The sequence below is a fragment of the Paenibacillus sp. FSL R7-277 genome (assembly GCF_000517965.1).
Taxonomy (GTDB): domain Bacteria; phylum Bacillota; class Bacilli; order Paenibacillales; family Paenibacillaceae; genus Paenibacillus_AQ; species Paenibacillus_AQ silagei.
The window spans coordinates 106,493-126,316 of sequence record NZ_ASPX01000069.1; the positions used below are offsets into that span (position 1 = coordinate 106,493).

Annotated in this window: 20 protein-coding genes; 9 read left to right on the forward strand and 11 right to left on the reverse strand. The window is 54.4% G+C overall.

Annotation, left to right across the window (positions count from 1 at the left end):
- Positions 1-528: 528 nt before the first annotated feature.
- The 6 genes from C173_RS19710 (at position 529) to C173_RS34270 (ending at position 4,515) form a co-directional block, all read left to right on the forward strand.
- The gene (locus C173_RS19710) at positions 529-1,032 is read left to right on the forward strand and encodes a sigma-70 family RNA polymerase sigma factor (RefSeq protein WP_036727615.1); all 504 of its coding nucleotides are present in this window, start codon (positions 529-531) and stop codon (positions 1,030-1,032) included.
- The gene (locus C173_RS19715) at positions 1,025-2,236 is read left to right on the forward strand and encodes an anti-sigma factor (protein WP_036727617.1); all 1,212 of its coding nucleotides are present in this window, start codon (positions 1,025-1,027) and stop codon (positions 2,234-2,236) included. The genes C173_RS19710 and C173_RS19715 overlap by 8 nt, the downstream gene beginning before the upstream one ends.
- A gap of 307 nt (positions 2,237-2,543) precedes the next feature.
- Entirely contained in the window at positions 2,544-3,050 is a 507-nt protein-coding gene (locus tag C173_RS19720; RefSeq protein WP_036727618.1) for a metallophosphoesterase family protein, read from the forward strand.
- 12 nt (positions 3,051-3,062) lie between these two features.
- Positions 3,063-3,524 carry a GNAT family N-acetyltransferase gene (locus C173_RS19725; RefSeq protein WP_051478190.1) on the forward strand — a complete coding sequence of 154 codons (462 nt, stop codon included), beginning with the start codon at positions 3,063-3,065 and terminating at the stop codon, positions 3,522-3,524.
- Positions 3,525-3,549: 25 nt separating this feature from the next.
- The gene (locus C173_RS19730; protein WP_235191959.1) at positions 3,550-4,260 is read left to right on the forward strand and encodes an HAD family hydrolase; all 711 of its coding nucleotides are present in this window, start codon (positions 3,550-3,552) and stop codon (positions 4,258-4,260) included.
- Between the two features lie 117 nt (positions 4,261-4,377).
- Positions 4,378-4,515, forward strand: a complete 138-nt coding sequence (locus C173_RS34270) for a hypothetical protein (RefSeq protein WP_155991583.1) — start codon at positions 4,378-4,380, stop codon at positions 4,513-4,515.
- A 272-nt stretch (positions 4,516-4,787) separates the two neighbouring features.
- Here C173_RS34270 and C173_RS19735 read toward each other — a convergent pair whose 3' ends face one another.
- Positions 4,788-5,921 (reverse strand): FAD:protein FMN transferase, encoded by a 1,134-nt coding sequence (locus tag C173_RS19735; protein ID WP_036727620.1) that lies wholly within the window; start codon positions 5,919-5,921, stop codon positions 4,788-4,790.
- A gap of 240 nt (positions 5,922-6,161) precedes the next feature.
- On the opposite strand from C173_RS19735, the gene C173_RS19740 reads away from it, so the two are divergent.
- Both C173_RS19740 and C173_RS19745 read left to right on the forward strand, forming a co-directional pair.
- Positions 6,162-6,734 carry a TetR/AcrR family transcriptional regulator gene (locus C173_RS19740; protein WP_036727621.1) on the forward strand — a complete coding sequence of 191 codons (573 nt, stop codon included), beginning with the start codon at positions 6,162-6,164 and terminating at the stop codon, positions 6,732-6,734.
- A 201-nt stretch (positions 6,735-6,935) separates the two neighbouring features.
- Positions 6,936-8,690 (forward strand): SGNH/GDSL hydrolase family protein, encoded by a 1,755-nt coding sequence (locus tag C173_RS19745; protein WP_051478231.1) that lies wholly within the window; start codon positions 6,936-6,938, stop codon positions 8,688-8,690.
- A gap of 171 nt (positions 8,691-8,861) precedes the next feature.
- Here the strand turns inward: C173_RS19745 and C173_RS19750 are convergent, their stop codons facing one another.
- Positions 8,862-9,794: a glycosyltransferase family 2 protein gene (locus C173_RS19750; protein ID WP_036727623.1), complete on the reverse strand. Its 933-nt coding sequence runs from the start codon at positions 9,792-9,794 to the stop codon at positions 8,862-8,864.
- A gap of 259 nt (positions 9,795-10,053) precedes the next feature.
- Between C173_RS19750 and C173_RS19755 the strand changes: the two genes are divergently transcribed.
- Entirely contained in the window at positions 10,054-10,779 is a 726-nt protein-coding gene (locus tag C173_RS19755) for a DsbA family oxidoreductase (RefSeq protein ID WP_036727624.1), read from the forward strand.
- Between the two features lie 346 nt (positions 10,780-11,125).
- Here C173_RS19755 and C173_RS19760 read toward each other — a convergent pair whose 3' ends face one another.
- The 9 genes from C173_RS19760 to C173_RS19800 all read right to left on the reverse strand — a co-directional run bounded on the left by C173_RS19760 (position 11,126) and on the right by C173_RS19800 (position 19,668).
- Positions 11,126-12,706, reverse strand: coding sequence for an oleate hydratase (locus tag C173_RS19760; protein ID WP_036727626.1), 1,581 nt, complete (start codon positions 12,704-12,706; stop codon positions 11,126-11,128).
- A gap of 162 nt (positions 12,707-12,868) precedes the next feature.
- A complete protein-coding gene (locus C173_RS19765; RefSeq protein ID WP_036727627.1) occupies positions 12,869-13,438 on the reverse strand; it encodes a TetR/AcrR family transcriptional regulator in 570 nt (189 codons plus the stop codon).
- Between the two features lie 25 nt (positions 13,439-13,463).
- Complete coding sequence (locus tag C173_RS19770; RefSeq protein WP_036727629.1) at positions 13,464-13,859, reverse strand: hypothetical protein; 396 nt, start codon at positions 13,857-13,859, stop codon at positions 13,464-13,466.
- A 24-nt stretch (positions 13,860-13,883) separates the two neighbouring features.
- Positions 13,884-14,399: a hypothetical protein gene (locus tag C173_RS19775; protein WP_036727630.1), complete on the reverse strand. Its 516-nt coding sequence runs from the start codon at positions 14,397-14,399 to the stop codon at positions 13,884-13,886.
- Positions 14,400-14,466: 67 nt separating this feature from the next.
- Complete coding sequence (locus tag C173_RS19780; RefSeq protein WP_036727632.1) at positions 14,467-15,438, reverse strand: RluA family pseudouridine synthase; 972 nt, start codon at positions 15,436-15,438, stop codon at positions 14,467-14,469.
- Positions 15,439-15,519: 81 nt separating this feature from the next.
- The gene (locus C173_RS19785) at positions 15,520-15,705 is read right to left on the reverse strand and encodes a CLC_0170 family protein (RefSeq protein ID WP_036727634.1); all 186 of its coding nucleotides are present in this window, start codon (positions 15,703-15,705) and stop codon (positions 15,520-15,522) included.
- Between the two features lie 42 nt (positions 15,706-15,747).
- Positions 15,748-16,971 (reverse strand): Ger(x)C family spore germination protein, encoded by a 1,224-nt coding sequence (locus C173_RS19790; RefSeq protein WP_036727636.1) that lies wholly within the window; start codon positions 16,969-16,971, stop codon positions 15,748-15,750.
- On the reverse strand, positions 16,968-18,065 hold the full coding sequence (locus C173_RS19795) for a GerAB/ArcD/ProY family transporter (protein WP_036727638.1): 1,098 nt from the start codon (positions 18,063-18,065) through the stop codon (positions 16,968-16,970). The genes C173_RS19790 and C173_RS19795 overlap by 4 nt, the downstream gene beginning before the upstream one ends.
- Positions 18,058-19,668 carry a spore germination protein gene (locus C173_RS19800; RefSeq protein ID WP_235191961.1) on the reverse strand — a complete coding sequence of 537 codons (1,611 nt, stop codon included), beginning with the start codon at positions 19,666-19,668 and terminating at the stop codon, positions 18,058-18,060. Before C173_RS19800 ends, C173_RS19795 begins: the two co-directional genes overlap by 8 nt.
- Positions 19,669-19,824: the final 156 nt, after the last annotated feature.

The following is a 19,824-nucleotide window of genomic DNA, read 5'->3' on the forward strand; positions in this document are numbered from 1 at the left end:
TTAGCATACAGGGGGCCGGGAGGCTCCCTTTGTGCTGAATTTGAGCTCCTCCGCCGTTGCTGGCTGCTAGCCTTCGGTGTTTACAAATTAGAGGTTTTGGGGTCATCTGGGGAGTTATGCGGACACAGAGGACGTTATTTGGCGAAAAAGACGGCTTTTCTGCTCGTATCGGACTCAGGAGCCCCTATATTGTATTGTGGAGCGTAAACGGAGGCCGGAGAGGGGGCTTAACGGCATCTGAGTCCGCCAGGCATGCGAAATGCTGTGTTCCGGCCAAATAAGGGATCTCCAGTCCGCAACGGGAGTGGCGGGGTTCGCCCCCCGCACACGCCCCCCGCACATCGCGCCCCCTGCACGTCGCTCCCTGCACCATCGCATCTCGGCCCATTGCACCCTAGCGGATCCCGCACCACCGCCCTCCGGGGAAGATGGACTTTGCTTGCGAACAAAATGGATGATTTCAGGAAATTTCGTACAGAGGTGTAACTTTTCGCATTCTCATACGTGGATGGAGTAAGGGGGGAGGAGATGGAGCCAAATTCGCTGGATGAACTATATGAACATTATGTTGACGACATCTACCGCTATCTGCGCTCCCTCTGCCAGGACCATCATGCGGCTGAAGATTTGATGCAGGATACCTTTTACCGGGCGTATCTGTATCTGGAGGATTGCCGGGAGGAAAGGGTTAAGCCGTGGCTGTTCCGGGTCGCATATAATGCATTCGTGGATTATACGCGCAAGGAGAAGCGGAGCGTGGCGAAGGAAGGCGCTTATTTCAGCAGCCTGCCCCACCCGGAGACTACGGAGGGCACCTTGCTCAGGCAGGAACGGTGGGAGGAAGCGGCGCGGGCGCTTAGCCTGTTGCCGGAGGGGCAGCGCCATGCCCTGCTGCTGCACGATGTGCACGGGCTGAGCTATAAGGAAGCTGCTGGCATTATGGAGGTGGGCTTGTCCCAATACAAGATACTCATATTCCGCGCCAGGCAGAAGCTGCGTGAGGCGGATCGGAGGAGGAATGAGCATGAGTGAGGAATTCAAAGAGAAGCTGCGCCAATACAGCGAGGGTACCCTCCCGGAGGAAGAGCGTGAGGAGCTGGAGAGTGAGCTGGCGAAGCTTGAAGCGTATCAGTTGTATCTGGAGGAACAGATGGAGCAGGAGGAGCAGGACGGGCAGGTCACCGGGAGTTGGACCAAGACGGACCCGCAAGGAAGCGCAGCACCAGGGTTCAAGAAGGCGAAAAAGAAGCGAAGAGAGAAGTCCATTATTCGCCGGGGCAAATGGAAGGCGCGGATTAACAATACACTTACTGTATTTTCGGCGTTCCTGATCTTTACGGTCATTAGCAGTATTATCACAGTAGTCTTCTACAACACCGGAGACCGGGGTGACACTTACCGTGATGTGGTAGAATCAGCGATTGCCGTTACCCGCCCCAACACCACGGTGCGGCTGTCATCGGATGCACATTATTTTTTCCGGATGGAGTTATCCGGGAATATGCTGAAGCAGGTGGGCAGCGAGAGCATTCAGGTCGGTAATTATTCACAGAATTTCCTTCTGGGACTGGCCAATAATGGTATATATAATTGGATGGATGAGCGGAACGGGTCTGGAAAAGTGTTCTATTATCCGTCTGCGAAGGGCGGCGCCGTTGGAGGGGATGATAATGACCAGTGGAAGAGGCTTGCGAAGCTTTCTGAAGGTACGGTTGCTGAGGCGTATCTGTCACTCGGCCATTTATATACCACAGATGAACTCCTGAAGCAGCTGGAGCCGCTGAACCTTCAGCCTGTCTGGTTCGGGGCGGATGCCGGACCTTCAACGAGGGAGAACGATGCGATCGTACACCCGCTTGGCTTCCCCTATTATCCTATCTGGCATAAGGATGATATGAAGAGATCAGAGGTCACCAAGGAAAAAACAGGCTGGTTCAGCTCCGTATCCTCCTACAGCAGCGTGTCGCCTTCCGTTGAGGCATACGGGAGCGGAGAACTACGAGATGCCAATTTCATCAAGACCCTTAAGCTGCTGCAGCAGCATCAGACACTCGCGGGCAGAGCGGTGTATATCGAACAGTTAGACACCTCCGTGGCCTATCTGGAGCAGAACGGGGTGAAGCTCTACGGAGCCGTTGTCACTGGACCGGTCAAGGAGCTGCTGAAGCTGCGCGAGGCTTCATGGGTGAGTCACCTCCAGGTGGGTGAAGTGCGGCTGTGGAACTGGACGGAGTGAGGATTTCAGTATATGAAAATGGCTAAGAACCGCAGCTAACTGCGCTCCCCGGCAGATACAAGTCAGCATCAGATGGCGGTGACCGCCTTGAGCCCGTATTCCGACCGTCCGTAAGGCTCTAATATGTAGAAGAAAAGTGTCCTTCCGGGCAAGTCGAAGCGGTGGCAGACGCCGGGCCTCCCGCTTGCATTCCCTCTTCAGGGCATCGTACAATGATAGAACGTAAACTTGGATTTGAACATAAAAATGGCTGGGAATCGCAGTTTACCGCGCTTCTTAGCCATTTTGAATAAGGAGGAGAATGCAGATGAAGATTGGAGTGGTATCGGATACACATCTCTCAAGCCGGGCCAAGGGGCTGCCGTCCGTGCTTATGAAGGAATTTCGCCAGGTGGATATCATTCTGCATTTGGGCGACTGGGTGTCGCCGGAGATTTACGATATGCTCGCCGAGCTTGCTCCGGTAGAGGGGATTGCCGGGAACAACGATGGCTATGAGATTATTGAGCGCTTCGGCGAGAGCAAGATCCTTACGCTTGAAGGCATGCGCATCGGAATGATTCACGGACACGCTCCGTATTCCCGCAAAGGGACGGACGGTAATGCGCTGCTCGCTTTTGAAGGCCAGGACGTAGATTGCATTCTCTTCGGGCATTCCCATCAGCCGCTGATGCGCCGGGAGAACGGGATTCTGCTGTTCAACCCCGGATCGCCCACGGACAAACGCAGGGAGAAGCAATATTCCTTCGGCCTGATGGATATTGAGGATGGTAAGATTACCGCCCGTCATGTCTTTTATGATTCCAGGGAATAAGGGGGATTACCTTTGTTGAATTATCGTTTTGAACGGGCAGGTCTTGAGGATGTGGAGGAGCTTGTACCGCTGTTCGATGAATACCGCAGCTTCTACGGCCAGCAGCCGGACAGGGAAGCCGCCAGGGAATTCCTGCAGACAAGACTGGAGAACGGAGAGTCTGTTGTCTTCATGGCTGTTGCCGGTGAAGGTGAAGACAGGCGGATCTATGGGATAGCGCAGCTGTATCCCTCATTCTCTTCCATTACGGTTCAGCCGGTGTGGATACTGAATGATCTGTTTGTGACGCAGGAGCAGCGGGGACAGGGACTGGGCTCACTGCTGCTTGAAGGCGTGAAGGGATTCGCGCAGGGGACAGGCGCCAAGGGTTTGACGCTATCCACCATGACAACCAATACCGGTGCACAGCGTCTATACGAAGCTCAGGGTTATGAGCGGGACGAGAGCTTTTTCACTTATCATTTATATTTCTGAAGATATAGTTAGGAGAGTTATAGTGGTGGAGACAAGCAGTAAGCTGGCTGTATTTTTTGATCTGGATGATACACTATATGACCACCTGGTCCCCTTCAGGGAAGCTGTACGTGAGGTGCTGGCCCCTGAGGAGGACAAGCTGGATTATGCGGAGCTGTTCTACACGGTAAGGCATCACAGCGACTTGCTGTGGCCGAAGTATCTGCGCGGGGAGATGGAGCTGGAGGAGACACGGGTGCTGCGGCTGGAGCTGGCTTTTGCCGAATATGGGTTGCCGCTCAACCGGGAGCAGGCGGTGCAGATACAGGCCTCCTATATTGCCCGCCAGTACACGATTGAGATGATTGACGGCGTAGCAGAGCAGCTTCAGCGGTTCATTAGCCTGGGCCATCCGGTAGGCATTATCACCAACGGCCCGCAGGAGCACCAGATGGGCAAGCTGCGCGGGCTGGGCATCGACCGGATCATTCCCCCGGAGATGATCTTCATCTCGGATGCGGTCGGTCTGGCGAAGCCGGACCCGGCCATCTTCGCTCATGTCAACAGGGTGACGGGAACTACACCGGAGAACAGCCTTTATGTGGGCGATACCTGGGCCAACGATGTAGTAGGCGCGCTGGCGGCAGGCTGGAAGGTATGCTGGTACAATCCGCGCGGGCGGCAGCCGGGCACGGACCATGCGCCGAGCTATATTTTCAAGAATTATAAGGAGTTCAGCGAGCTGCCGCTGGTGTGAAGCCTTGCTTCCGGCCGGTGCTTCAGCGGCCCATTCTCTTTGGAGCGCTGAAAGGGATATCTCCCATTAAATCGCCCTGAAGTAGGTGAAACGGACAATTTAAAGGGAAAAATCCCATTGAATCGCCCGGAAGCAGGCGAAGTGGATAATTTAAAGGGAAAAATCCCATTGAATCGCCCGGAAGTAGGCGAAGTGGATAATTTAAAGGGAAAAATCCCATTGAGTCATCCAGAAGTTGGCGAAACGGATAATTGAAAGTAAAATCTGCTTGAATCACACCGACCGGGCCAAATGTATGCGATAACCCGAACACAATGGAATGAGGGGCTGCTGGTGAATGCGGCCTTCAGTAGATGGTAGTCAGTAACACAAATAAAGGTGCCCTCCGCCAAAGGAAGGCACCTTTTACTGTTGTTGTTCATCGGATCAGCTATAATAGTTAAGCTACCAGATCCATGGCTAAGTTGAGCCTGGTTATCTTCAGCTCCTCATCCGCTACGTTTCCGAATCTCCCGCACCACAGACTATTAATTAGCGAAGCTATAAGTCGAATCGGTCAGATTCAGCCGTTTCTTCAGCTCAGAGGTGGCATAGATCTTGTTGTCGTCTGTAATGAAGAAGGCCTCCACCTTCTCCGGCAGCGCTTCGAGATATTTCATGCCTTCTTCCAGGCCCATGAGGAACACACCGGTGGAAAGAGCGTCCGCGTCTGTCGCGTTGGGGCTCATGATTGTGATACTCTTCAGCCCGTTCTGGGAAGGGAAGCCTGTACGCGGATCGAGGATATGGTGGTAACGCACCCCGTCCTGCATGAAGAAGCGCTCATATACCCCGGAAGCATCAATGACCTCATCGGTAATCTTAATCGTGCCCAGCTGGGTGCCCCGGCTCTGATCGGGGTCCTGCAGGCCGATATTCCACTGGGAGCCGTTCGGCTTGTTGCCAAGGGCGATAATGCTGCTGCCGCCGAGATTGATCATTGCGCTGTTCAGGCCCTGAGCCTTGAGATAGTCGGCGATCCGGTCAGCCGCATAGCCTTTGCCGATTCCGCCCATGTCCAGCACCATGCCTTCTTTGGCCAGCTTGACCGTCTTCGCAGCCTCATCAACAATCACATCCTTGTAATTGACCAGACTCCGGGCCTTGTCGATCGCCGCCTGGTCAGGCACATGCTCCCCGCCTTCGCCGATCGCCCATAGATCCACAAGCGGGCCAACCGTCGGATCATACAGCCCGTCCATTTCCTCAGCATATTTGAGGGAGAGCTTCACGATATCCAGTGTTTCATCAGACACAGCAACGGCTTCTTTGCCGGCGGCTTGATTCACCGCGTACAATTCCCCGTTCGTCTTGGTGCGGCTGAACTCGATATCCATCCGTTCCAGCATAGCCTGAATATCATCCATGTTCTTCTGCTCTACCGTATTGCCGAACACCTTGATATTCACAACCGTATCATAAATATAAAACGTCTGCTCCAGGGACTTCGTATCGCCGTCTTTGGAGGCAGTAGCGCCAGGGGTTCCGGTAGCAGCAGGGCTGTCTTCACTCTTGTTACCCATTGTAAGCCAGATTACCACAGCCGCAGTGATAATAACGACTAGAGCGGCCAGAATTACAACGGTTTTTTTGTTCTTAGATGTTTTTTTGATTTCAGACATATTCCACCATCCATACAATTAGTTTCGTGGTTGCATCTTTACTATCATACCCCAGAAAGAACGGCAATGGATACTCATTTGGTGACATTTTGTGCAGAAGAGCGGCTTGCGGAGTGCCGAATCCGGTGATATTTTGATGAAAATATTGTCTTCTTCCCGGTGGCGTGGTAAATTGGGTGGTAATTAATGACCGGAAATAAATTCTAGTCAATTTGTATTCTAGAGAATGGAGTGTTACCCATGTCCATTGACCGTAAAGCATTAATCCTGCAGGCAGCAACCCTGTCCTTTGTTCAATTTGGTTATAAAGCTACGACTATGGATCAGGTATCCAGAATTGCCAATGTGGGCAAAGGCACGATCTATACCTTTTTCAAAACCAAGGAAGAACTGTTCGAGGAAATTCTGGACAAGGCGACCTCTGAATTAACATCGGTGATGAGCCGTGTGGCTGCGCAGCAAACTTCCTTCGTACATAAGCTGCTTAATCTGCTGGACTCCATTCTGGAATTCCGCCTGGACCATGAGCTGTTCGTCAAGCTGGCCCAGGAGGTACGGGATATCGGTACGGCCCAGGCGTTCGAAGGCGTGAAGCGGATGGAGGGCTACGCGCTGGACTTCCTGCAGCAGCAGATTGAGGAGGCCATCGAGAGCGGGGAAGTGAAGCCTTGCGATGCCAGTGTGGCGGCGTTTATGATTCTGCGGATGTATCTGGCTCTGACCACGGAATGGAACAAATCCCATGAGCCGCTGGATCAGGACAAGATCAAAGAGCATATGATTCTGTTCATCTCCACCGGAATACTGCAATAGAGGCAAACTAGCGAATTGTTGTAATAACTAAACAGAGCTTCAGATTGTACGTTGAGCTGTTCCGGCACCCCGGGCTATAATGAAAGCGTTAATGAAGACGATTATGGCGCAGCTGAAGTCAAGACAGAGCAAGGCGGCGGGGTACTGCTGTCCTGTTCCAGATGGATGAGAGCGCCTTCAGACAAAGTGAGGCTGATGGTTATGGAAGAGTATAACAGCGGTATCGGGCTTGGCGGGCAGGAGGGTCCGGCGGCACCCCAAGATCCAGTGGAGCGCCGTAACGGCTTCTTCGTCATGTTCGAAACGGCGATTGAGGCAACCGCCCGGGCGGAGGGCAAGCCCTCACAGGAGGTCTATCTGGAAGGCAATTATCTGATCGATAAGGCCAAATACATAGGCGGGGTTACGGATGAGCAGATGCTGGCGATGCTTAGAGACTGGACTGGCTTCCGCAAGCTGGTGCACAGCATTGGAGTGTCCGTGAAGACGGCGGAAGAAGGGGGAGCAGTCACTTTTCTTATGCAGAATTGGGGCAGAACCAGCAAGTATGAGACCGGCACGCAGCTGCGGGTCCCCTGCCCGGGCGATGGAACGGAAATCCTAGTGAAGCTGGAGGAGCACGAGTGGTCTGAGGAGGATGTGGCTCCCGGCAAATATGCCTTTGAATTCAACAACGAGGGTAAACTGGCGACAGCGAGCATCGTTCTCTACCTGAATGACGGGTACACGGCGCCTGAGCTGACAGCGGAACCTTCTGTAGACTTCGAGTCGTCTGCTTACCGCGCGATGATTGCGAAGTCTCTGCTGTATGCGGGCAATAACCGGCGGCTGAAGCGGGCTATGGACAAGGCTGCAAGCGGAGAGGATGTGACGATTGCTTATATTGGCGGGTCCATCACACAGGGGGCCGGAGCTAAGCCCATTCATACGGAATGCTATGCCTATCAGTCGTACTTGAGATTTAAGGAGCTATTCGGCAAGGAGGGTGGAGAGAATATTCATTTCATCAAGGCCGGGGTTGGCGGGACGCCCTCTGAGCTTGGGATGATCCGCTATGAGCGGGATGTGCTGAGGGATGGTGCAGCCGCTCCCGACATCGTAGTGGTGGAATTTGCCGTGAATGATGAAGGGGACGAGACGAAGGGCAACTGCTTCGAGAGTCTTTGTCTCAAAATCCTGTCTGCGCCGAACCAGCCTGCCGTTATTCTGCTGTTCAGTGTCTTCGTGAATGACTGGAACCTGCAGGACCGCCTCTCCCCGGTAGGCAGACGCTATAATCTCCCTATGGTTAGTGTCAAGGATGCAGTAACAGAGCAGTTCCGGCTGAGCAAGTCCGAAGGGAATATCATCTCCAAACGGCAATTTTTCTACGATATCTATCACCCCACGAATGACGGGCACCGCGTAATGGCGGACTCCCTGGGCTACCTTTTCGCCGAGACCGACCGGATGGGATTGGATGAAAAGGAGCAGGGTATACTGGCGGGACCGCCTGAGCTCGGCAATGATTTTGCCCATGTCCGGCTGCTGGACCGTATAAGTGATCTGGGCAGCGCAGGTACTGCGATTGCTATTGAAGCAGGCGGCTTCCACGGTACGGATGAGGAGCTGCAGCAGGTGGAGATGGATGCCAATCCGTTCGGCACTCCGCAATTCCCGCATAACTGGATGCACACGGCTGCGTCCGGTGAGGATCGCTTCAGGCTGACAATCACCAGCAAGAATCTGATCCTGGTCTTCAAGGATTCGGGCAGCCCGGATGTAGGCAAGGCGGAGGTCTATGTGGACGGCAAGCTGGTTCTGACGGCAGATCCGCATGTGAATAGCTGGACGCACTGCAACGCTGTGATTCTATACAACAATGAGCAGAGCGGGGAGCATATGGTGGAGATCCAGATGGCGCCGGAGGATCAGGACAAGAGCTTCACGATCCTGGGCTTTGGCTATACGGCTTAAGAATAATATAAGGGTGCCACAGAGGCCGCATTGAAGCAGCCGCCTGTGGCACCTTTTGTCTAATGTACTGACCAGAGGGTGTATGAACCGGATGTATGGGGCACAGGGCCCCCAGCATCCTTAAACTGTTTGGTTCTGTGCGCACTAGCGGTTCTTCGCGGAATGCTGTACCTAATCCAGCATGAATTCCCTGTACTTGTTCTTGCGGGGGTTGAGGATGAAGAGGATACCACTGGCGTAGCCGGAGACGGCATTGAAGTTCCGCTTGAGCGTAGACTTGACGGCGAGGTAAGACAAGGTCCAGAGCAGAGCTGCATAATTCTTCACGGGTGCTTTGCGCAGATTCAGCAGATAATAATGGTTGACTGCGGTCGCCCGGGCGACCCGGCCTGCCTTGTCGCGAGAGCTGGGCGATTCATGATGCATGATTTTCAGCTCCGGGTTAATCACGAGCTTGCCGTATCTGCTCGCCAGATGGCACATATAGATATCGTCCGCTACTGCATAGCTGGTCATCCAGGGGTACGGCTTCATATCCCGCAATGCCGAGCTGCGGAAGGACATATTGCAGCCGTGGAAGAAATCCGTCTCAAAAATATTCTCGGTCTCCCCCCATAAGAGAAGAGACCCGGCCAGTGTGCTGGCCGACAGTCTGCCTGGCGAAGCCGACATTTGACAGGTGAGCCTGCCGAGCAGCTTGCCTGATTTACTGCTGGAGAGACCCTTGGCGATTCCGCCGACTCCGGCAATGGACGGATCTGAGGCGTAGGTGTCGAGCAACCGGCGGATATAGAGCGGATCGTCCAGCTCCGCATCGTCATCGAAGCTGAGCAGAATCTCCCCGTCGATGAGCCCGAGGGCCTCATAGCGGGAGAGCCAGACGCCGGGCTTGGTTTTGCGGTAATAACGTAGGCTGGCATCCGGAAGACGCCCGAGCACCTCACGGAAATATTCCAGCACCCGCTCTTCGATCTCACCGTCGTCCACGATCAGCAGTTCGATGGAGACATTCTCCAGCCCGCTTTGCGCGCCGATGGACTCAATGCAGAGGGTCAGATCGCTGATCCGGTTACGCGTGGGAATGACTATAGACAGGTCATGCATGCCGCTGACTCCTTTCGGGACGCCATAGACCGTCCGCTTTGAATTAGAGAGATGTTGCTCTAATTTTACCTGCCCGGCCGGGCGTACGTATATACCTCTTTCGTTTACTTTTCTCCCGGAAGCCGGCAGGGAAGAGAATGTATGGGACATTCAATGGGAAGTGGCCGTTCAGAAAGTTTGTTTGTAATTTTCGGTTTTTAACTATATAATAGTAAGTGAAATGCAATACCAATACCATTACCATTCAGGAGGAATTCCCATGAGAATAGATATATGGTCTGATTATGCCTGCCCGTTCTGCTATATCGGCAAAAGACGGCTGGAGCACGCGCTGAGCCAATTCCCGGGCCGTGACCAGGTGGAGGTCGTATTCCGCAGCTTCCAGCTGGACCCGAATGCACGCACCGATGAGACGAGAGATATCCATGAGCTGCTGGCCGGCAAATACGGTATGACCCGTGACAAGGCCAAGGAGATGAACGCACAGCTGGCCGAGCAGGCGCAGGGTGTGGGTCTGGAGTTCAATTTCGATACGATTCAGTCCACGAATACCTTTGACGCTCACCGCTTGAGCCACTATGCCGCTACTCAGGGCAAGGCTCCGCAGATGACCGAACGGCTGCTGCGTGCTTATTTCACCGATACACTGAATGTAGGTGACCGTAAAGTGCTGGCTGAGCTGGCTGCGGAGGCCGGATTGGATCAGGCTGAAGTGGCTGCGGTGCTCGACAGTGAGGCTTACGGCGACCAGGTTGAGGCTGACATTGAAGCTGCCCGGCAGCTGAACATCACTGGCGTTCCCTTCTTCGTCTTCAATAATAAGTACGCCGTATCTGGCGCACAGCCGGGTCCGGTCTTTACTGAGGTGCTGGACACGGTATGGGCGGAGGAACAGAAGGGTCCAGAGCTTCAGGTGGTCGGCCAGCCGAAGTCCGGGGCTGCACCGTCTGCTGACGGCTGCGATGACGGTTCCTGCAGCATCTGATTACGATCAGTGGCAGGTTTGAGATAAGCGTTGCAGCAAGCTGTGTCTGGACGGGACGTACGATTCATTCTGGTTACGGACTACAGTTCCGCTATTTGCGCCAAAAGGCCATTTGGAGCGGCGCGCCGGACTGGCAAGTTTGCATCAAATGGACGCACCAAACCCCCGCCGCATGAAATTCATGCAGCGGGGGTTTTTTGTTCAAATATAAGAATTTATATGTTGCACACGATAAATTATCCTTCTATTTCTCGCTGAAACGGTACCGTCCTTTAAAAGGACGGCAAAGCCGTTTCCACTTGCTTACAAAGACCACCGGCCTGGAGCGGGAAACCGAATCATTCCGTTACCGGAACGAGGTCACCAGACTGGAGAACAGTGTGCGGACATTGTTCTGGTACGCATTGATCGGCTCTACCGGACGGTTCAGGCCGAACAGGGTGTAGACGGCGATGCGGGCGGCACGGACTGAATATTCTTCCGTGAAAACGATATCGTCCGGGATCTCGCAGTATTGGCCGATAAAGGCCAGGTTGGTTGAGCCTTCAGGCACCACCTGCGGCCGGTCGCTGTTCAGGCGCGGCATGAACTGGGAGGTGATATAAGGCATCATGCAAGGAATACAGTTGGCGGTAGCCATGATCTCTTCCTTATGCGCCTCGAAGTGCAGATGTCCGATCAGCTCCTCCATAATCTCCTCGCCGGTACAGTCGCACATTTTTTTGTGTACATAATCGCCGACCTTGTCCGGGTACAGGCCATATCCCCAGAACACCCTGACATGCTCCGGCTGATTGCGGAAATGCGGCTGGAACGCCAGCACGACCGACATGAACCAACTGGAATCCTTGAACGTTACAAGTGCGCCGGTACCGGCCCGGTTGCGGGTGAACTTCTCCATCAGGTCGAAGAACTTCGAGTCCTGGAAGGTCACCGTGAAGGATTCCCATTTGGATTCGTCCACATGATCGTCGAAGGAAGAAGGATTGCCGAGACCCGGCTTCTTCGCGGCGATTGTCTCCCACAGCTTCCATGAGCTGCCCTTACCGTTCAGCCCGGGAGCGGAGGTCATCGATCCGAGGCTTGCGCCTTCGGTCATCGAGCCGTTCGTCACAATGACCCGGTCGCCTTCATGAACCTGGATCGTGTCCTCCACGCCATCGCGGACGACCTTCATCGCTGTCACAGTAATGCCGTCGCCTTCTTTGAATTCCAGATCAGTTACCGTACATTTCAAGTTAAAATCTACGCCCAGCGGCTCCAAATATTGATGCAGCGGCAGAATAATGGAATCATATTGGTTGTATGGAGTGCGGGTTACGCCTTCAAGCGTTTGAATTCTAGGGAACTCGTGCATGAAGCGGAGCATATAACGCTTGAACTCAACCGCACTATGCCAAGGCTGGAAAGCAAAGGTGGTTGCCCACATGTACCAGAAGTTCGTCGTGAAGAAATGCGGTCCGAACCAGTCGTTAATCCGCAAGGTGCCCATGGCTGGCTCCGGCGTCATGATCAGCTTGCCCAGGGCCAGGCGGTCTGCCATATCGAAGCCCATGGAGGTGACATCCTGAACCTCACCCTTGCTGTTGATCAGCCGTGCCTGGCCGCGGGTTGGATTGGACTCATCGAATTGAATGATTTCTTGCCGTAGCGTCAGCCCTGGCTGATCAATGGACGGAATGGTACTTAATAGCTCCCACAGGTTCTCATAGGTCTCATCGTTCAGCATCCGGCCGCCGCGAATGACATATCCATGCTCTGCATCGCCGGCACCGTCATTGCTGCCGCCAAGGATCTTCATTTCTTCAATAATGTGAATGTTCTGTCCGGGAAAACCGCAGTCTCTGACCAGATAGGCCGCACCCGCAAGGGATGCAATGCCACCGCCTACGAAATATACCTGCTCGTTACCATACTCTTTTTTCACTGATTACCGCCTCCATAGGTTTGCTTGAATACTGGACCTGAACCGAGTGTAATCCAGTCCCGCCCTGGAGGGTATCATCAAAGCGCTTGATCTGTATAAAATTTGGACATATGGAACAAAGTGTAACATTTTTGAGCAGAAAAAAAGCCGCAGCCTCTAAGGTTACGACACAATGTTCTCATATTTATGCAGCGCCTTCAGAAAGTTCCCTTCTATCAGGACGCTCAGCTTCCCGATCATCTGCTCCGGCGGCTCCTTCATCCCGTCCTGCATCCACTGAATGACCAGTCCGGTGAAGGCCAGCGTGTAAAAGTTGGCGATGAACTGCTTATCCGGCGTCCCGACATCCAGCCCCGCGGCCAGCTCGTTGATGACGCCCATAACGAGATCATTCGTCACCTCATACAGATACGCGTCCAGATGCCTCCGTCCGAGGGAGTCCAAGGTATTGCTGCAGAACGCCTTATTGTTCCCGATATAGCAGAATATCCGGTAGAAACCGTCTGTCCAGGTGCTGTAGCTGCGGTACTGGACAATGCTCTCGACAGCCTCCGTCCTGTAGATCCAGCCCAGCAGATCATAGATATCCTGAAAATGATAATAAAAGGTCTGCCGGTTCACGCCGCAATCCTCGACCAGATGCCGGACGGAGATTTTGTTCAGCGGAAGCTCCTCCATCAGGTCTTTGAGCGAGCGGGCGAGCGCATTTTTGGTCAGCAGGGAATTGGACATAAGGGTCATCAGCTCCTAACAGGAATCAGCGTGTGCGCCAATAGTGTATCAGCAGCCGGCCGCCCTCGGCGATCAGACCCAGAGCGAAGCCGCCTGCTGTAAACAGGCCGAAGGAAAGAAAGCCCGCAAGATCCTCGAAGCCCGACATCTCACGGTAAGTGTACAGGTACATCAGGAAGAGCCCCGCCACAGTTCCAGCGGTTGAGAAAATCCACACAAGCTGCGCACCCAACCAGCCGAACCCGTTGACTATACCGGAGATGATAAGGGCAAGAATGGCCCAGCGTAGGGCAAGAATAAGGTTGAAAGGCTCACCTAACCACATATACCGGTGCAGAATCAGCGATAGCCACAGCAGCAGCGCGTAACCGGCAGACCATGCCAGCCAGCGGCCCGTCCGGGCAGGAGGCAGGAAATTCATTATCAGCTCACCCCATGTATAGCGTTATACCTCTTCCAGTTCCTCTGCGCTCTGCAGCATGAACTTCAGGAGGTTCGGAAGGTCTTCCATTTGCTCTTCGGTAATTTGCCGTTTGAATTGCAGTTCAACACAGTTATTGTACGTATTGTCTGTCTGTCCATAGCGGAAGCTGAGCGATTGCACAGGCTGGAATTCGGGTCCCCAGATTCGGGTCAGAATCTCTTCAATGGCCGGGCACTGCACATTCACATCTTCTATCTCCATATAAAAGCGTAAGAAAAGACTGCATCCCGGATCGCTGCCCGGCGTTTCCAGAATCTCATCGCTGAGGTCCTTCACTGTGGACTGGAGCAGAATCTCGGACGTCACATTCAGGCCTCCGGTCAGCTTGAACGCGAGGCTGAATTCACGCGACATCAGCGCGAGATTGAGCAGATCGGACCGGTCAGTTACAACTAGAACCCCATCCAGATTATCGTAGTCGTAGATCTGGTTCTCCAGGGCGATTTTGATATTGTCAAAAACAGTAGGGTGGAACAAGAGCGGCACCTTCTATCGTTTCTCTATAATATATTATGATCTGCTGTTGGCACTCACAGCTTAGGAATTAGTTCGTAGGTGCCGGTGCCGTGTATTTCAGAAAACTCTTCGGAATCGCGCTCTCAAACGTTAGAATTTCACCTGTAGTCGGATGGACGAACGAGAGCACGCGGGCATGCAGGCCGAGGCGGCCGACCGCCTTGGTCTCAGCGCCGTACTTCTTGTCCCCGGCAATCGGATGTCCCATGTCGGACATGTGGACACGGATCTGATTCTTCCGTCCGGTCTCTAAGTGCACCTCCAGCAGGGAGAAGTGGCGGTTCGCCTGGATCAGCTTATAGCGGGTTACGGCGTGCAGCCCGTCTCCCTCATGCGGACTGGAGTACATCTTCAGTGTGGAGGTCTCCTTCAGCCAGGAGCTGATCGTGCCTTCGGATCTCTTAACGGCGCCTTCCACCAGAGCCACGTAGGAGCGTTCCTTGACGGTCTCCTTCCAGCTGTTCTGGAGCTGCTGCTGAATCGCCTCGCTGCGGGCAAACATCATGACACCCGAGGTATCACGGTCCAGCCGGTGCACCACATAGACGCGGTTCTTCGGGTTGCTCAGGCGGACATGCTCCATCAGCTGGCGGTAAGCCGTCAATTCATTATCTTCACCGGTAGCGATGGACAGGAGCCCCGCATCCTTCTGGATCACAATAATATCGTCATCCTCATGGACAATGGTCAGCCCGAGCATCTCCTTGGTTTCGGCAGGCTTCTCATGGTCAATCGTCACGGTCTGGCCGTGATGGAGCGGATGGTTATGCTTCGTCACCGGCTTGCCGTTCACCGCAACCTGTCCGCGGGAGAGCATGGATTTGATCGAGTTGCGCCCCTTGTTCGTAATCGTCTTCAGCAGAAAAGCAAGCAGCTCCGCAGGCTCGGCTACCGTATAGGATTTGGGTGCAGCTGCCGGCTTGGCCGGGGCTCCGGATCTTGCTCCCTGTTTATGGTTAGAGGTTCTGTTCCCCTGATTTCTGGTTCTTCTTGTATTCATGACCGCATTCTCCGTCCTTTAATAGGTTACTCCTCAATATACCATGGGCCGTGAAGAAATACTACGAAGGGACGTGGGGCACTAGATATAGAGGAGCAGGCCGATACAGATTATCAGGGAGAGCAGGATATAGCTCCAGGCTATGATCTTTGCGTACTTTTTCTCCCGGAGCCAGCCCCGGTTACTGTAAATTCGGATATCTACAACCAGCAGGAGCATGGCCGAGAACAGCAGCATCCCGGCAAGGCTTCCCAGCAATCGGATCATACGCTTCCTCCTCCATAGGCGGTTACCTGCACGGGCTGGCGCTTAATCATGCTTGAGGCCCACTCTGCGGATATGCAGGGTTAGTCTGATATCTACACCAACACTGCTGTACAGGCTCTCCCAGTCGTTTTTGCCGTGGATATGCTTCCTCCAGTAGGCGGGATGATGGCTTCGGATCTGTTCGCCCATGCCAAAAATATCGGAGTGGTCCTGCTGGGTCTGCTTCACCAGTCCGGTCAGCACCGTCTGGATCTGCTGCTCGAAATCCCGCTCGATCTCATGCAGCTTTCGCGGGGAATTGACAGGAATGTCACTACTGTAATGCTCGTCCAAATCCCCCTCCAGGAAGATCTCATAGGACAAATAGGGTTTGCCGTCCTTGATATAGCTCCGGGTGCGGGTGAAGCGTTCATTGATCTTGGTCATGACAATCCCTAGCTCCTGCGTACGGAGCAGAGTGGAATAGCCGCCGGGGTCCATCCCCTGCATCGCCATGAACCCGCCGATCTCTATAGGGGCAGTCTTGCTGACCATCTTGCCGCCGCTGAAATAAGCCAGCCCTTTGATCAGAATATTATCCTTGTTGCGAAGTGCCACATAAGGCAGATAGGCGCTTTGTCCCCACCTGGAGTCGGCTGACCAGAAGGTGCCGATATAATCCCGGGGGAATTTGCCGGAGGAGACGGACTTCTCCATCATGGACAAAATATAAAGAGTAGGCACACGCTGCAGCGGCGGGTTCACATCCATGAAGGCGGACGCGCGGCCCTCGGAGACGAGCAGCCAGGTTCTGCGCCGGATTTCCGGGTTGCGCCGCAGATAATCATTCAGCTCGGCGAGACTGCTCCGGGCAATCTCCTCGCTGATGATGATGATCCGCAGGTGAACCAGATAACGCGGGTCGGCTATCTGCTGCTGCAGATTATTCATGGCATCGTCGAGCGAGATGCCGCGCACGCTGACTACCCAGACAGGACTAGTCTTGCCTTCCCCTGCGCTGCCGCCGGTGCCGGGGCCCAGCGGGACTCTGCCCGGGACGGCAATCTGAGCGGTGACACTGATCATCTCCGTAGGCAGAGAGTTATCATGGATGTGAGTGACCCGGTCTTCTTTTTGCACATCGTCTGCAGGGATCTTGTCAATGGATAGGCCGAGAACCAGCGCGCGGTCCTCAATCTCCACCTGATCCCAGCATCCGCTGAGCAGCGGGGCGGCTATAGAGAGCAGGAGGAGCAGGGCGAGCGTGCGCGGAAGCTGTATTTTCATGAGGTCACCTTCTTCTTGTGGCGTCTGAGCAGATAGACTGTCCATAACAGCAGCGGGTAGCCGAACATCAGCATCATGCCGGCATTGCCCAGATGAAGGGCCCACCGGTAAGATTCGAACACATTTGAGGGCAGCATGGCCAGGATGAACATCACCGGCAGCAGGACCGTGGAGGCCATCCGCTGGTCGCGGAATCGCAGCAGCTTGTGCAGCAGATAGGCAGATATGTAATAAGTAGTGTAGATCGTCGTGTAGACAGAGATGACCCAGATAATAATGAAGATAGCATCCAGCCGCTCCAGGAATCCCTCGCCAAAGGCCGCCGAACGGGCCATCTCCAGAGTAGGGTAGATCAGCAGCTTGGTCTCCTCGGAACCGAATATCCCTACAGAAGCAATGACGATCAGCACGTAGATTGCACCCGACAGGAAGATGGCCCAAGCCCCCGCACGGACGGCATGCCCAGGCTTCTCCATGAATGGAATCAGCAGCACGATGACGAAGGAGCTTTGGAACAGATAGGTGGCCTCCTGCGCTCCTTTCCAGAACTGGAGGCTGGGAGCCATCAGGACAGGTTGCAGATTGAGCATATCCACATTTTTGAGCGAGAGCAGAATGGTGACCAGAATAGAGCCTACAATCAGCGGCAGATAGAAGAAGTGGATATAGGAGAACTTCACAACGTTGCGCCTGGAGGACAGGAGACTGATGAGCAGCATCAGGAAGATGGTTGCTTCGATCGGTGTTTTTTTGTACAGCACAGTTGTAGCGACATCCCCGAACTGGCGTACAGTGAGGCCGGTGAGTACAATGAACAGCAGCATAATCACCACAGTGAAAATAGCAGCAAGCGGGCGTCCGATAAGGCGGCGGCTGAACACGAACAGGGTCTCCTGCGGAAACCGCTGGCAGAGAGAGGCCAGCAGCCAGTAGCTGATGAAGGAGAACAGTACGCCGCAGAATGCAACAAGGGGAGCGCTGCTGTTGCCTGCTTCGGTCATATAGCGCGGGAAGCTGAGGATGCCCACTCCGATAATCGTGCTGCTGATCACGGCTGCTGCGCGCAGACTCGTAATCTGGCGCGGATTATTCATCGGTCTCATCTCCCTGCCTGAGAATCTGGTCAATTTCTGCGGTGGGTACACTGCGGGGCAGTCTGTCGGTATCCCGGACATGCAGGAAGCTGGGGCGGCGGCGCATCCACCAGAGCGGCACCCGCACCAGCGTATCCTTCAGATCACGCCATTTGCCGGGAATGTAAGGGGACATATAAGGAACCCCAAAGGACTCCAGGTAGAGCAGATGATTCAGAATCAGAATCGTACCAATCATAACCCCGTAGAGGCCGAACATACCGGCCAGAAGGATCAGCGGAAACCGCAGCATACGCAGGGCGATCGCTGCATTGTAGGCGGGGGTGGCGAACGAGCCGATGGTCGTCAGAGCCACAATGACAACCGTGATCGGGCTGGCGAGTCCTGCGCCCACTGCAGCCTGTCCGATGACGAGGACGCCTACAATAGATAATGCCCCGCCGATCATCTGCGGCAGCCGGATCGTCGCTTCCCGCAGCACCTCCATGGATACCTCCATAATCAGCACCTCCAGCACAGCCGGAAACGGCACACCCGCCCGGCCGCCCGAGATCGCCACAGCGAAATCTGTAGGCAGCAGTTCGGGGTTGTACGAGATGACAGACACATATAACGCCGGGAAAAACAGCGAGCAGGCCAAAGCAATCAGCCGGATGATCCGGATCAGGCTGCCCATAATGAAGCGTTCCGTATAGTCATCCACCGTCTGGAAGAACTGGTTGAAGAGGGCGGGAACAATCAGGGCAAACGGTGATCCATCAACGAGAATGGCGACCCGGCCCTCCAGCAGGGCGGCCACAGTCTTGTCGGGCCGCTCGGTGCTCTGAACCTGGGGGAAGGGGGAGAGCGGCTGGTCTTCGATGAACTGCTCGATGTATCCGGCATCGAGGATGCCGTCCGTATGAATCAGCGAGACTCGGCGCATGACTTCAGCGACCAGACTGCTGTCAGTGACACTGTCAATGTAACATAGAGCCACCCTTGACTGGGTGCGCTCTCCGAGCGGGCTGATCTCAATGCGGAAGTCCGTGCTCTGCAGCCGGTAACGCAGCAGGGAGAGGTTGTTCTCCAGCTTCTCCACATAGCCTTCACGCGGCCCGCGGATGACCTGCTCCGTCTGCGGCTGCTCGACCCCGCGCATCTCAATCTGGCGCATCTCCATGCGGAGCGCCTCTGGAATTCCATCAATCAGCAGAATCAGGTCGCCCTTCACGGCGGCTTGGGGGAGTGCGGACAGATCGGCAGTCGTGGTGCCTTGAGTGACCTGGACAGCTGTACTCCAGATATAATGAATCATTCCGCCCGTATCCTCCGGGACCTCAGACTGCCCTGGAGGCGGGGCCATTAACGGTTTCAGTACATGCTCGCGCACCTGCTCCATATTCACGAGTGAGGAGAAGAAGAGCATTGCAGCAGGATAAGCCCCGAAGAGCAGGAAGTCGCGTACGACCAGGTCGCCGTTCTCTCCGAGCCTCGCCTGAAGCTCCGGCAGATCGGTCTTCAGCTCTCCTGTCAGCCTGCTGCCGCTGGCAGGCTTCTGCTCTGTAGAAGAAGACTGTTGCTTATCTATGTAGGAGGCATATTTATCTTTCCAGTCTTGCAAACGGGCGACCTCCTTCATAGGGCAGATGGATGAATCTATATAAAGTGTTGCTTGATCGTACGGTTTTTATGTAATTTCTATGTGTAAGGCCCGGAAGGAGTGCTATGATATCTGCTTCAGGCGGTTGCTTGGCAGCCGGTTGCCCGGTAAACTAAA

Coding starts and splice junctions, on each gene's coding strand:
- C173_RS19755 (WP_036727624.1), top strand. CDS start 10,054: ATGAGAATAGATATATGGTCTGATTATGCCTGCCCGTTCTGCTATATC.
- C173_RS19785 (WP_036727634.1), bottom strand. CDS start 15,705: ATGATCCGATTGCTGGGAAGCCTTGCCGGGATGCTGCTGTTCTCGGCC.
- C173_RS19780 (WP_036727632.1), bottom strand. CDS start 15,438: ATGAATACAAGAAGAACCAGAAATCAGGGGAACAGAACCTCTAACCAT.
- C173_RS19795 (WP_036727638.1), bottom strand. CDS start 18,065: ATGAATAATCCGCGCCAGATTACGAGTCTGCGCGCAGCAGCCGTGATC.
- C173_RS19745 (WP_051478231.1), top strand. CDS start 6,936: ATGGAAGAGTATAACAGCGGTATCGGGCTTGGCGGGCAGGAGGGTCCG.
- C173_RS19715 (WP_036727617.1), top strand. CDS start 1,025: ATGAGTGAGGAATTCAAAGAGAAGCTGCGCCAATACAGCGAGGGTACC.
- C173_RS19720 (WP_036727618.1), top strand. CDS start 2,544: ATGAAGATTGGAGTGGTATCGGATACACATCTCTCAAGCCGGGCCAAG.
- C173_RS19790 (WP_036727636.1), bottom strand. CDS start 16,971: ATGAAAATACAGCTTCCGCGCACGCTCGCCCTGCTCCTCCTGCTCTCT.
- C173_RS19735 (WP_036727620.1), bottom strand. CDS start 5,921: ATGTCTGAAATCAAAAAAACATCTAAGAACAAAAAAACCGTTGTAATT.
- C173_RS19770 (WP_036727629.1), bottom strand. CDS start 13,859: ATGAATTTCCTGCCTCCTGCCCGGACGGGCCGCTGGCTGGCATGGTCT.
- C173_RS19710 (WP_036727615.1), top strand. CDS start 529: ATGGAGCCAAATTCGCTGGATGAACTATATGAACATTATGTTGACGAC.
- C173_RS19740 (WP_036727621.1), top strand. CDS start 6,162: ATGTCCATTGACCGTAAAGCATTAATCCTGCAGGCAGCAACCCTGTCC.
- C173_RS19765 (WP_036727627.1), bottom strand. CDS start 13,438: ATGTCCAATTCCCTGCTGACCAAAAATGCGCTCGCCCGCTCGCTCAAA.
- C173_RS19750 (WP_036727623.1), bottom strand. CDS start 9,794: ATGCATGACCTGTCTATAGTCATTCCCACGCGTAACCGGATCAGCGAT.